We start from the raw sequence: 12,303 nt of genomic DNA, 5'->3' as shown, positions 1-12,303 counted from the left end.
TACTTCATTGAATAAAATGAGAACGAATTCATAGTTTATCAAGTTTGAACTCAGTATGAGTTATCCATTTCACGCATTTTATGTGCTGATAACGCTTTTGTTCTCCATTGAGAAGGCGATTCACCAAATACTTTACTGAAGCGTCGACTGAACGCAGACAAATTTTCATAACCTACTGCAAGAGCGATGGCTTCAATAGAGCGATCTTGTGAAGCAAGTAATTGCTGAGCATGATGCAATTTTTTAAAGCGCCAGTACTCTGCCACACTACAACCTAGAGCAAGTTTGAATCGCCGTTGCAGTTGACTGATGCTGAGATAGCAATATTGTGCCACTTTACTTACATTAACTGCATGGGGAAAATTCAAATCAATCCAGTTTTTTGCCTTAATCGCAACGGGATCCAATTCAGGTGTACACGATTTAGTGGCAAAATGAATAATTAATTGATTAATCAAAGAATCAGCAAAAATATCTCCTTCATGATCTGCCAAGTAGTGATGTGTAAAGGTGATGAGTTTTTTAATATTGGTTGTTAAATCAAAGGCATGCGATCTACCCTCTTCGAAAAGATGATTTTCAGTAGGCACATCAATCACTAAAAAAAGATTTTCCATACTCCCAGCAAAACAATGCCTTTCATTAGGTGCGATGAATACTCCAATATGCTCCTTTACAACCCCTGAGTAATGACCCGCTTCTAACTCCATAGAACCGGAAAGAGGAAGAATCCATTGTGCAAAATCATGAGAATGACTACAACTTTCAGTATGATAGGAACGAAGCTCCATGCGATGGGTAATCAATTAATACTCACTATGTAAATAGTTCAAATTAAAGCAATTATTATATCAGGAAATGAGGCATGTAGGATGATTAATGAACAAATTTTGCTACTACAATTTAATTACCAGTACATCGGTAGGGTGAGAAAACAATTGATTTTCTGCAATAATTTGAGTCTTGGAATGTTCCTTACCATTTCCATAAAACCGATTTAATGAAGGTTTTAAAGTATCAAGCATGATGAATTCCGCCTCTTGTGCTTTTGCTATTTGCTTCGCTTTCTCAATTATTTGCCTACCTAAACCTAAACCGCGATAGGGTTTGTCCACATAAACATACATTAACTCACTCACAGCAGGCGCTTTAAATTTTTTATTGCTAAACTCAGCAGCCATTTCTTTGGGAAAAATAGCAAAAAGCGCGACAGGCTCATCGCCCAATGTTCCTACATACACATAATCCTTCAAGCCATTAAGAAGATTCTTACGGTATTCAACACCTTTATTCCGAATATATCCCCATTCACCCTCAGCCCAAGCTGCAGCCAACGACAAATGATCCATACATTCAGATAATGGAGTAAACTTCAATTTATGATTAAATAACGTGGTGCTAAAAATTAACATCTTACATCCTAATGCTTGTTTCTGAATTCGAATATTAAACTATAAACAATAGAGAGATAAACTTTTTTCAACGAGTTGCTAGGATAGAATATTCATTTCTTTAAATTTAAGATTATCGAACTAGAAGAAATAACAAGTCGCTAATAAGACCTATAGGAATCGTATATACTAGAATCTATAATCTTAATTAAGAATTGGAGCCTTTGCGTGAAGTCTGTTTGGAAGAAATTTAAAGAGTTTTATAATGCCTCAGCGGAAAATAGAATAGGATTTTACAACTTTCTTGCCTTTCTTGTTATTCCTATTCTCGGCATGACAATTTTGTATGTTCTAGTTCGTATTTTTTGGATAAAAGCCTGAGCAACCGCAGCAATAGGGGTTGCCCAATAGCCTAACTATATAGTAATTACAAAACTATTTTGCTTGTTCAATTTTTATATCGTGGGAACCTGTTCTAGATTCCATTTTTTTAGGTAAATCCACCCAGAGCATTCCCTTTTTAAAAGTTGCCTTCGCTTTAGCTACATCAACAGTTGAAGGTAAAGAGATAGAGCGTTCATATCGACCAAAGCTAATTTCTCTGGAAAGATATTTTTTACCTTCATTTTTTTTCGAACTGGATTTTTCGCCACTAATAGTGAGCACGTTGTCAGTAATAGCTACCTTAATATCTTTTTCATCCATACCAGGCATTTCTAATTGAACACAAAAATGCTCCTTGTCTTCCACAATGTCCATTGAAGGGGCAAGATCTAATTTTTCAAACTTCCCCCAATTAAATCGGGATGGAGAAAAAAATTCATTAAAATCGCTAAATAATCGATCCACTTCATTTTGAAGATTTAAAAATGGATTTTGTGAACGATTAATTTGAATTGAAGATCCTTTACTGGTACTGGAACTTTTGCTGGGAGTTCCTTTCTTAAATTGGGTTACTTTGCTCATGATACACCTCCATATAATCTATAATTGTGGTACATCCACCAGCTTTGTCAAATGCAGTCCTAAGCAATAAAACGTACCTTTTTTTATCCCAAGCTTGCATCTATGGTACTTCATAACTAAGATAACCCTGTATGTTCTAATGGTTAACCAGAATAAACTACACCCACCATATAGATTAATATGAATTTTTCTTTGTGTAAGAAATGATAGGTAGATTAGGGTTTTTCCTAATACATGTCGAAACAAAAAAACTAAAAAATTTTGCTTTTCGTTGGGAGTAAAACATGAAAACCCCCAATTCAAGAAATTCACAAATGGAAAAGCTTTTAAACCTAATTCATGATTTAAATCAACCTCTAACAGCAATTAAAGCCTATCTCGGCGGTTGCGAACTTAGACTACAAAAAAACGACTTACATCCAAAGCAAATGATTGAAGTTTTGCAAAAAATTAATGAACATACTGAGTTATTAAAAAATAAAATTGAATTCATGAAAGAGTTATCTGCTCAAGATCAATTAATAGAGCCTGTCAATCTGCAGAGCATGATTCTAGAGATTATTTCACTTTATTCCTATGAAATAGAACATCACAAATTAAATTTAATCTTGAATTTCGAAACAAATTTTCCCAACTTACGTATTAATCCATTTCAGGTTAAACAGATTTTATTTCGTTTATTAACAAAGTGTATTCATGCTATAGAACAAAATAAAATTTCTCAGGCAAAAATAGAAATTCAAACAATCAAGGACCAAAACACAGCAAAAATCATAATAAAAAGTTATTTTTTAATTCGAAAAGAAGACTTTGAAAGTGACCTTGCTTATTGTCGTTCTTTTCTTAATCTGGAAAAGAGTAGTTTATCAGCGGAATTATTTGCTGATAGTATTGTTTTTCAACTTATCATAGTTAATTAAGGTAAATGGATATGCCTACTAATTCGACAGTTTTTGTTGTAGATGATGATCCTGAGATATGCAAATCATTTCAATGGTTATTTGAATCTATCAACCTTCCCGTGCAAACTTATAAAAATGCTAAAGATTTTCTTTCCAGTTATACCCATCAACCTGGGTGTTTAATCATCGATGTGCGAATGCCCATAATGAGTGGTTTGGAATTGCTAGAGCATTTGAACTCTTCACATGCTCAGCTACCAGTAATCATCATTACAGGTTATGGGGATATCTCTATGGCGATCCGTGCTATGAAAGCAGGGGCAGAAGACTTCATTCTAAAACCAGTTAATCATCAGCATTTACTTGAAATCACCCAAAAATGTCTTAAAAAAATTAAAAGCAATAACCCATCCCAATCTAATATTGATGAGCGTATGCAAAGCTTAACCAAACGTGAAAAAGAAGTTATGGAGCTGGTTGTTGAAGGGAAGCTCAACAAACAAATTGCTTATGAACTTGATATATCCATATCAACAGTAGAAGTTCATCGTGCAAATGTGATGAGAAAAATGGGGGTAAAATCTTTAGCAGAGCTTATAAAAATTAATCTGATACACACAAAAATTATCGATCCCAACCTTTGCATCAATTGACGTATAAATAATTTTTGTGAGATACATCAGTGTATGAAAGATTGAGCAGCAATGCATTTTTTAACTTACAATTATCAAATTTATGCAACTAAAAAAAGAGCAATTTATTTTATTAGTCGAAGATAATACTGCAGTCCGAGAGGCTTTGGTTTGGGCTTTGGAATATGCGGGATATGAAACAGTGACTGTGCAAAATGGCCAAGAAGCATTAAATTTACTGGATAATGGTTCTTTGCCCATGGCAATTTTTTTAGATTTGATGATGCCTGTTCTCGATGGCTTTGAATTCCGAGAGAAAAAAAAGATATCTCAGCGGATAAGACATATCCCAACAATTATAACTTCCGCTAAAACCAATTTGGAAAAAATGGAAAAAATGCCGTATGAAATTTTTTTACCCAAACCTTTTGAACTTAATGATTTATTTCATGCTCTTAAAAAAATCTTGTAATTCAAATTAAAATATTTTGATGAATGGATCGATCAATGTATTAAGCATTTATGAATTGGAATTTTAAACTTAGGTTTAATTTTACTTTGAGCGTATATGCGACTTGTTCCATTCTTTTAGAGAAATAAGTCGCTATTAGTTTATAGAGTGGATACGAACGGAAAAAACTTTAAATCCGAAAAAACAATAAAGAACATTACAATACAATAAGCAGCAAATTGTTTTTCAAATTCAAAACTAAAGGATTTATAAGAAAAAAAAAATTAAGTAATACATTCGGTGAATTAAGGATTACCCTATATTTGTTTAAGGAACTTATAAAATGGATTCAAAGATTATCGAAGAGTCATCATTCCAAATTCAAAAAGAAATTAAAAATTTGCAAGACCGTTTGTTATTTAAAAGAAATAAGTTAAATGAAAAAGAGCAAGAAATAAGTTCTCTCCATTGTGAAATAGAAGAATTAAAAGTTCAAATTAATGAATTTTATGATTTTAATTCTTCAGCATTTTTTACGATCGATGAGAATTTTTTAATTCATGCTGTAAATTTTCAAGGTGCTCTTTTACTCGAATACGACCGTAACCAATTAATTAACAAGAATTTTTTAAATTTTGTAAATCATCTTCAAGAAGATACTTTAAAAAAGTGCATTAAAGATCTCATTAGAAACAATGTTAAGCAAGTTTGTGAGTTGGAATTATTACAAAAAGGAGGAAAACGTAAATATATAAATATCGAATGTTTCTTTACCAAGGATAAATTAATCCTACTGCTCCTGAGAGATATTACTTATATACGCCAATTAGAATCACAACAAACTCAATTAAACCAATCAATAGAGACAATTACTAATTTATTGAAAAATGTTTCAGATGCAATTGCTACTTTAGATAATGAATTTTATTTTAAAATAATTACTCCATCTTTTACTGAATATTTTTCTAAAATTTTTGCAATTGAAATTGAGCGGGGAATGAATTTCTTTACGCTTATTTCTACCTTTTCAGAATATAAGCAGCAATTTATTCATGCTTGTCAACAAGCTTTATTAGGGATTGGAACATGTATTTTAATTGAAAATACGGGTGAAACACCTGAAACTAATTTTTGCATTGAATTAAATTTTAATCCAATCCATAACCACTTTTCTCAAAAAACCGAAATTATTCTGCTTATTAAAGATTTGACCGATATTTTTTTACAAAAAAAATTAAAAATGAAAGAACAGGCCAAATTAGTTGATTCAATTCGCTTAAATACCATGGAAGGAATGGCATCGGCATTAGCTCATGAAATGAATCAACCTTTAACGGCGATTTTTCTGTATAGCCAAATGTGTCTCTTGAAAATTAAAAAACTAGTCGAAGAAAATAAATTAAACGCTAATTTATTATCCTTAATGAATAAAATAATTACACAAGCCAAACATGCTAGTGAAGTAATGAAACGTTTGAAAAGCTTTATTTATCAAGATGTATATTTACTGGAATTAGCGGATTTGAATTCATTAATTAAGGACACAATGATTTTTCTAGATTATGAATTAAGCAATTCAAAATTAAAAATCAATTTACAATTAGATGAAAATCTCCCTCAAGTTCATATAGATAAAATTCAAATAATGCAAATCATTATAAATTTAACCCGCAATAGCATGGAAGCGATGCAAGAACTCAAAAACCATACTCCTGAACTCACCATACAAACAAAAAATGAAGAGAAACATATTGAAGTTCATTTCCGTGATAATGGGAAAGGTATCATTCCCGAACATGTGGAGAAAATTTTTAACTCTTTCTTTACCACCAAAAATCAAGGGAACGGCTTAGGTCTTAATATTTGCAAAAACCTCATTGAGGCCCATCAAGGGAAACTTTCTTTAAAAGCTCATAATGGAAAAGGCGCTTGGTTTGTTTTTACGTTACCAAAATAGCATTCTCTTTGTGTAATGGGATGCTGTTGCTGATCAATGATGATACACTATCAACTTTAAATTATCACAATAGATTTATTTCGACATTTATTGATTAAAATAGGACCTTTATATGAGAGCAACATTGGCAAGAAACATTACGTTAACGAGTCTTCTCGCGGGAATTTATATAAATACCTCCTTTGCTCATGCTCATCATGAAACAAGCTCCATAGGAAATCCTGTAGCCGCAACAAACACTACCAAAATAATAAAGGTAACTGCCTCAGATGATATGCGCTTTACTTTTTCAGAAAAACCCGAACTTCATGAGGGTGAGATCATCACATTTGAAGTCACAAATATAGGTAAGGTAGCTCATGAATTTTCTATAGGTGATGAAGCAGAACAAAAAGAACACCAGAAAATGATGCAGTCTATGCCAGGAATGGTTCATGAAGATGGCAATACCATTACAATTAATCCCGGGGAAACCAAAAAATTGACTTGGAAGTTTCAATCCAACTCAAAACATGAAGTGGTTTTCTCCTGTAATATTCCCGGTCATTTTGAGGCCGGAATGTATATGAAAACAACCATTGCAAAAACTTAAATAAACTACTAAATCATAAAAATTGCATCTCTAGGAAGAGGAAACTTTGTAAACATCTTTAATTTTGATAATTTAATACCTAGGTCCTCTTTTTCTAATTTGCACTATACGTGTTTTCCTTAATTTCATCAGTACGATCAAGGATGTTAAAAAAAGTAGATAGCACTTAAAATGGCAACAATTGTTGATAAGAAGCTCAATAATACTTTATTCCAAAAAATAAAAACGATAGAATGATTTTTAAATCGTTTTTTTATTGATAATCAAACAGACTTACTGATATACCAGTATAATACAATGTTTCATAATAGCTTAGTTGGCTGTATCTCGATTAATGCATCGAAGTAACCTAAAGAATGGAGTCATTATGGATAATAAAAACATAGAAACGTTTGAAGAAAAAGAAAATCAAATTGATGGAATCGTGGTTTATCTTTTAAAAAAATATGCAATAAAAAACGAATTTTCAGCAAAGGTTGATGCGGATTTGCCAGAAGAAATGGAGGCGTAGACCGACGGGTCATATGAGCCACTGTTCTGTTTAATAACATCAAATAAAAGGAATGTGGATTGAACAAGAAGTTCTGCAGACCTCTGGCCCGCGGAATTTCTATGTGGGTTTCATTAACTTATCTAATCTTACTGTAGGGTAGGACAAATAAAACTAAACAACTTGTACTTCATCCGCTAAAAGCCCCTTCTGTCCTCTCCTTGTTTAAAGACTACCGCGTCTCGTCGAAGTGTCTTAAAAACAGTTTCTTGAATGGAGCTAAATGTAAAAAATACTCCTGTTCTTCGCATTGAATAAATCCAAGACCTTGCGTTCATTAAACCATTTTACAGTTCTTTTTATTTTTTCTGACCTTGTCATATTCCTTAATGCTGCGAGTTCAAAGCAATGTCTTTTGTTGGAAAAAATTTTAATGATAACTATGTTTTAAGCACAACAAAGAAGATCCCCCCAGGATGATTCATTTTAAAATCTAGGTACTTTTATACAATGGTGGGTTTTACTTAGAAGAATTAAGGTAAATGGGCAGTACCGCTTTCCTAGCTGTTAGGGTCGCTAAATTAACCTATCTTATCGGAACCTGATAATTTAGAGCAATTCTGGAATGAGGGATAGGAGCTGCGATCAAGTACTAGATCTCATTCTTTTAAAACTCATAATGATTAACAGCATTAATAAAGTAAAAGGTGTAATAAAAATCATCAACAAAGGCCACAGATTGGAGCCTAAAAATAATGCAAAAACTGTATAAACAAGTAAAGGCAGACTAATGAACAAAGGAATGCAAGCAAATCTTCGCCATCTACCAGTCCATTTCCATAACAATCTGAGCTGCAAAATCCAGTATATGGGTATCGAAAAACAGAGTAGTTGTACGAATAAAATATCCCAAGTTGAAAGGGATTGTTTAGGTTTCACTCTGGCTTGCTGCTGCCGATTCAGCTCGTTTACCCATGAAGCCTTTGGATTCGATAAACTATTATTATCCTTTTGCCAGGTTGCTGAAAGTGGTATGGATTGGGTTTCTAACAGCTGCCAATTTGCATCATAAACCGAGACCTTTACGGAATCAATCTGGGTTTCTTTGTAATAAGACACCCAGGCAATCGCTTGATCTTCACCTGCAGGATAGGCTGGTGACGGATTCATACGGATATTGGCCTTTATTTCCTGTCCGTTATATATTCCCATAGCCTGGAAACGTAACGGCTGTTCACTTTGATAATGAATTAGAATATACAGCGCTTCGTCTTGATGTAATAGTGCAGGTGATACCGGACTTGTTTCTCTCAGTTCTACATTCAAAGCCCTGACTGTAGTAGCATAGGATAACAAAAGCCCAATCAAAACAATCAAAAGAAATTTAGTTTTGAATGATTCATTATGTGGGTAAAGTACTCTACTAAAGAAACGACTCCATGTCATGGTATACCTTGAATACCCTAGTTAATTACAGATTAGTATGACAAAACATAGCGGTCAAACCAGAACTGTCTGACAAGATGTTGGAGAAAGGTGAAAATGAAATCCCGTATATGTTTGTATACGGGATTTCATTAATCAGTGTTGTGTTTTTTCCTTTGCTTGACCGAACAGCCAATCAAAACTTACCTCGAGCTCATCGGCAATTTTATGCATAGAAGGAGTATCTAGAGCAACAACTCCATATAACAGCGCTTCTATTTTATATTTAGGTAATTCAAACAATTTAGTACATACTTGAACCCGCTCTGTCATTAAGGCTGGAACACCTAGTTCATCAAGTTCATAGTTCAAACGTTCAGTGAGTTTTTTGTTTGACATGTTAATCTCCTCTTGCCTTTTCATCAGTGTAAAACAATTAAGCTTAAGGATTGATTAACATAGAAAAATTTTTTAAAAAAATAGGGATAAGCCGCAGAACATCAGAATATGACCTTAGACTTTGCATGTGCTAAGAAAAATTAAATAACACCAAGCCATTATTGTCTTCCCCATTACTTATAGCGCAAAACCAATCGACAACCAATTTTTGTTTATGGAGAATGGGATCGAAAAAATCCACATGTAGTGTTGCAGTATTATCCTCAAAAATACTTAAGCGACCAGAAAGCGTTAAAAACTCTCCCGAAGAACTCTCAATAAAAATTTTCATAGAAGTAGTTACAGTATCCATCAAATGATCATTAACATTCTTTTTCCCATGAAAAAACTGAGTAAAATTAAATCGAGTCGTGGCACCATCTAATTGTTTTCTTATTTGTGCCTGAAGTTCCGGACCTTTTACTTCACAGTTATCAAAATGTATAATTGCTCGGACATCATTCCCACTCTCAACCGCTGCCACTAATTGCAGATAATTAGTGATATTGTTAGTAGGAGTGAGCGGCGTGACGATGGTTTGCGCATTGGCTTGACCCAAGAAAAGCAACAGTAAAATTCCCACTCGACGTGATTGCCAAATTCTCATATATCCTCCGTGACTCTATGCTTATTTGGAATTTTTCTTATATAGAGAGAAACTAATCCCATCATTATTCTGCTATTTAAAATAGGAGACTTTAGATACATTAAGTGTAGATCTATGTTTCATTTTGTCCATATTTTATATTTTTTATACAGTTGCTTTCATTTACAGATTGTGATTTGATTTGGTAAAGGAATTAACTAATTAGTAAAATGATATACGCCCTCTTCGTGCTTCTCCTAATCTTTCTACTAATTGTAATGCAAAAGCATTTTATTGCATTTAATCGAATAATCCCCGCTTTATCCTCTGAGGCCTCCAACGATAATGCTTTAGAGCATGAAGATTTGTTAACTCTGTTTGATAAATTTAATTATCAACACGATGATGGGGTGTGTCATGGTTTTACTTTAACCTGGGCTCAAGAAGCAGCATTAGGACTAGATTATCAATTTTATAGCCGTCTTAATCTAATCAAACGAGAAAAACAAACTTTACCCAATAGCTTATACGCTATAACAGAAAAAATAAAATCAAGCCAAACTTTATCTAAAAAAGAACAAAAACGGATTGAAATAAGGCCTTTTCTGGAAGCCATATGTCTGGCTCAGTCTCCTGATAATTATTACGAATTCTATTCTCAAGCACTCCAACAATCGAATATTGATACCATCTACAAAATGATCCAGCTTCATCTGTGTAGATCTCAAAGTACGGTTAAAAACTTATTTGGTAAAACAATGAGTTTTACATGTCCTACAGACCTCAATAAATTTTTACAAAAACTCAGTGAAATTCTTTTTATTAAAAATAATGTCGTAGTGGTATGTAGCAGTGAAGAGCACACAGTAGGTTTTAAAAAGTACAAAAATAATGTATGGTTATTCATGGATATCAATCACTTATATGAACAAAGCGAAGAGTATCCTTATCAACTTTTAACGAGCGAAGAACTTTGCCCAACCCTATATCAGTCCCTTTTTGAGACTAGTAAACAATTAGTATTTCACTGCTCTTTCATTGCAAAAACCGGCCAACGAAATTTAACCCAACAAATACAATCTCTCGATGCATTGTATCCGGTCAATTTTGAGGACACCAAAATCAGTAATTGTCGTGGCTATGGTCCATTAGCCATCGGGGTTCAAAATGACGATCGCCATACAGTCTGGAAGATACTGAGATTACATAATAAATCGCCGGTAATCAGCCAATCCGAATTAGAACATGCATTCTTTTATGCTGCAGCCTGCAATCGTTCTCATATGATGTATCAACTGATGGGTATTCCCAAGATAGATATAAATAGTCCTTGTGACAATGATGGCGCCTCGGCCCTTTGCGTTGCCTGTACGTATGGAAATGAAAGTGTGGTGCAATTATTGCTTCGCAATGGCGACATTAACGTTAATATCAAGAACTCCAAAGAAATGACCCCTTTAATGCTGGCCTGTAAATCAGCTTATACCAAAAAAAATCATGCATTATTTAAATTGCTTTTAGACGCTGGCGCCGATCTCACGCTCACGAACCAGAAGGGAGAAACCGCTTATGAGATCGCAGAAAATCACGGTAACCAAACAGCACTGGATGCAATAGCCTTTTATAGTTCAAGAACCAATCATCAATTCGATCCAGATAGATCACCTGAGCGGCTCTCGACAACAAAAACAACATCAAACACGATATTTTCGTTCTTCAAGCATACTTTTTTTGATACAAAAAATGAGGTTTTCACTGCCAATGAGGTATTACGTTCTGCTAATAATTCAAAAATTAGGTAAGATACAAAAAATCTTAAATCATTTTATTCGAGTGTACCCTTGCCATGATTTCGTAAATTACTATACTATTTTATTTATTAGTTCATAAGGATATAAGCTAATGCAAAAAATAACACCTTGTCTATGGTTTGATGGTCAAGCTGAAGAAGCGGCTAATTTTTATATTTCTGTTTTTAAAAATGGGAGTATTGAACAAACTTCTTATTACGGAGAAGAAGGTTTTAAAATACACCAGAGACCTATCGGCAGTGTTATGACCGTAATTTTTAAGATCAATGGTCAAAAATATATGGCTCTTAATGGTGGTCCTCAATTTAAATTCAATGAGGCCATCTCATTTATAATCAATTGTGATACTCAGGAAGAAATTGATTACTTTTGGGAACATCTTTCTAGCGGTGGAGAGGAAGGACCTTGCGGTTGGCTCAAAGATAAGTTCGGTATTTCCTGGCAAATCGTTCCGACTGTTTTAGATCAATTAATGCAAAATACAGCTACATCAGGAAAAGTGATGAATGCTTTATTGAACATGAAAAAACTGAATATAGCCACACTCAAAGCAGCTGCAGAATAATGGTCAATCTAACATTTTGTGACTGTAAATAAAGTGCTAGTTGTATGATTTTTCTGGACTTAAAGTTAAAAGTTATCCAATATTTTTAGTAAGTTAC

Annotated in this window: 14 protein-coding genes; 8 read left to right on the top strand and 6 right to left on the bottom strand. The window is 33.6% G+C overall.

What is annotated here, in order from left to right; all coding sequences use genetic code 11:
• Positions 1-50 precede the first annotated feature (50 nt).
• The 3 genes from HBNCFIEN_RS04080 to HBNCFIEN_RS04070 all read right to left on the bottom strand — a co-directional run bounded on the left by HBNCFIEN_RS04080 (position 51) and on the right by HBNCFIEN_RS04070 (position 2,357).
• Entirely contained in the window at positions 51-791 is a 741-nt protein-coding gene (locus HBNCFIEN_RS04080) for an AraC family transcriptional regulator (RefSeq protein WP_182393600.1), read from the bottom strand.
• A gap of 105 nt (positions 792-896) precedes the next feature.
• Complete coding sequence (locus HBNCFIEN_RS04075) at positions 897-1,412, bottom strand: GNAT family N-acetyltransferase (RefSeq protein WP_182392810.1); 516 nt, start codon at positions 1,410-1,412, stop codon at positions 897-899.
• Between the two features lie 414 nt (positions 1,413-1,826).
• Positions 1,827-2,357, bottom strand: coding sequence for an Hsp20/alpha crystallin family protein (locus HBNCFIEN_RS04070; protein WP_182392809.1), 531 nt, complete (start codon positions 2,355-2,357; stop codon positions 1,827-1,829).
• Between the two features lie 284 nt (positions 2,358-2,641).
• Between HBNCFIEN_RS04070 and HBNCFIEN_RS04065 the strand changes: the two genes are divergently transcribed.
• The 6 genes from HBNCFIEN_RS04065 (at position 2,642) to HBNCFIEN_RS04040 (ending at position 7,402) form a co-directional block, all read left to right on the top strand.
• The gene (locus HBNCFIEN_RS04065) at positions 2,642-3,277 is read left to right on the top strand and encodes a HAMP domain-containing histidine kinase (protein WP_182392808.1); all 636 of its coding nucleotides are present in this window, start codon (positions 2,642-2,644) and stop codon (positions 3,275-3,277) included.
• An 11-nt stretch (positions 3,278-3,288) separates the two neighbouring features.
• On the top strand, positions 3,289-3,912 hold the full coding sequence (locus HBNCFIEN_RS04060) for a response regulator transcription factor (RefSeq protein WP_182392807.1): 624 nt from the start codon (positions 3,289-3,291) through the stop codon (positions 3,910-3,912).
• Positions 3,913-3,994: 82 nt separating this feature from the next.
• Positions 3,995-4,363, top strand: coding sequence for a response regulator (locus tag HBNCFIEN_RS04055; RefSeq protein ID WP_182392806.1), 369 nt, complete (start codon positions 3,995-3,997; stop codon positions 4,361-4,363).
• 322 nt (positions 4,364-4,685) lie between these two features.
• Positions 4,686-6,299 (top strand): ATP-binding protein, encoded by a 1,614-nt coding sequence (locus HBNCFIEN_RS04050; protein ID WP_182392805.1) that lies wholly within the window; start codon positions 4,686-4,688, stop codon positions 6,297-6,299.
• A gap of 112 nt (positions 6,300-6,411) precedes the next feature.
• Positions 6,412-6,891 (top strand): hypothetical protein, encoded by a 480-nt coding sequence (locus HBNCFIEN_RS04045; RefSeq protein WP_182392804.1) that lies wholly within the window; start codon positions 6,412-6,414, stop codon positions 6,889-6,891.
• Positions 6,892-7,258: 367 nt separating this feature from the next.
• Complete coding sequence (locus HBNCFIEN_RS04040) at positions 7,259-7,402, top strand: hypothetical protein (protein ID WP_182392803.1); 144 nt, start codon at positions 7,259-7,261, stop codon at positions 7,400-7,402.
• A 624-nt stretch (positions 7,403-8,026) separates the two neighbouring features.
• Here HBNCFIEN_RS04040 and HBNCFIEN_RS04035 read toward each other — a convergent pair.
• The 3 genes from HBNCFIEN_RS04035 to HBNCFIEN_RS04025 all read right to left on the bottom strand — a co-directional run bounded on the left by HBNCFIEN_RS04035 (position 8,027) and on the right by HBNCFIEN_RS04025 (position 9,851).
• Entirely contained in the window at positions 8,027-8,827 is an 801-nt protein-coding gene (locus HBNCFIEN_RS04035; RefSeq protein WP_255464333.1) for a hypothetical protein, read from the bottom strand.
• A gap of 135 nt (positions 8,828-8,962) precedes the next feature.
• Positions 8,963-9,205 carry a hypothetical protein gene (locus HBNCFIEN_RS04030; RefSeq protein ID WP_182392802.1) on the bottom strand — a complete coding sequence of 81 codons (243 nt, stop codon included), beginning with the start codon at positions 9,203-9,205 and terminating at the stop codon, positions 8,963-8,965.
• Between the two features lie 130 nt (positions 9,206-9,335).
• Positions 9,336-9,851, bottom strand: coding sequence for a hypothetical protein (locus HBNCFIEN_RS04025; RefSeq protein ID WP_182392801.1), 516 nt, complete (start codon positions 9,849-9,851; stop codon positions 9,336-9,338).
• Positions 9,852-10,108: 257 nt separating this feature from the next.
• On the opposite strand from HBNCFIEN_RS04025, the gene ankG reads away from it, so the two are divergent.
• Together ankG and HBNCFIEN_RS04015 are read left to right on the top strand one after the other, a co-directional pair.
• Complete coding sequence (gene ankG, locus HBNCFIEN_RS04020; RefSeq protein ID WP_255464332.1) at positions 10,109-11,632, top strand: Dot/Icm T4SS effector AnkG/AnkZ/LegA7; 1,524 nt, start codon at positions 10,109-10,111, stop codon at positions 11,630-11,632.
• A gap of 100 nt (positions 11,633-11,732) precedes the next feature.
• Complete coding sequence (locus HBNCFIEN_RS04015) at positions 11,733-12,206, top strand: VOC family protein (RefSeq protein ID WP_182392799.1); 474 nt, start codon at positions 11,733-11,735, stop codon at positions 12,204-12,206.
• Positions 12,207-12,303 lie beyond the last annotated feature (97 nt).

Source organism: Legionella sp. PC997, from assembly GCF_014109825.1.
Classification (GTDB): Bacteria; Pseudomonadota; Gammaproteobacteria; order Legionellales; family Legionellaceae; genus Legionella.
This window is presented reverse-complemented; position numbering and strand designations above follow the sequence as displayed.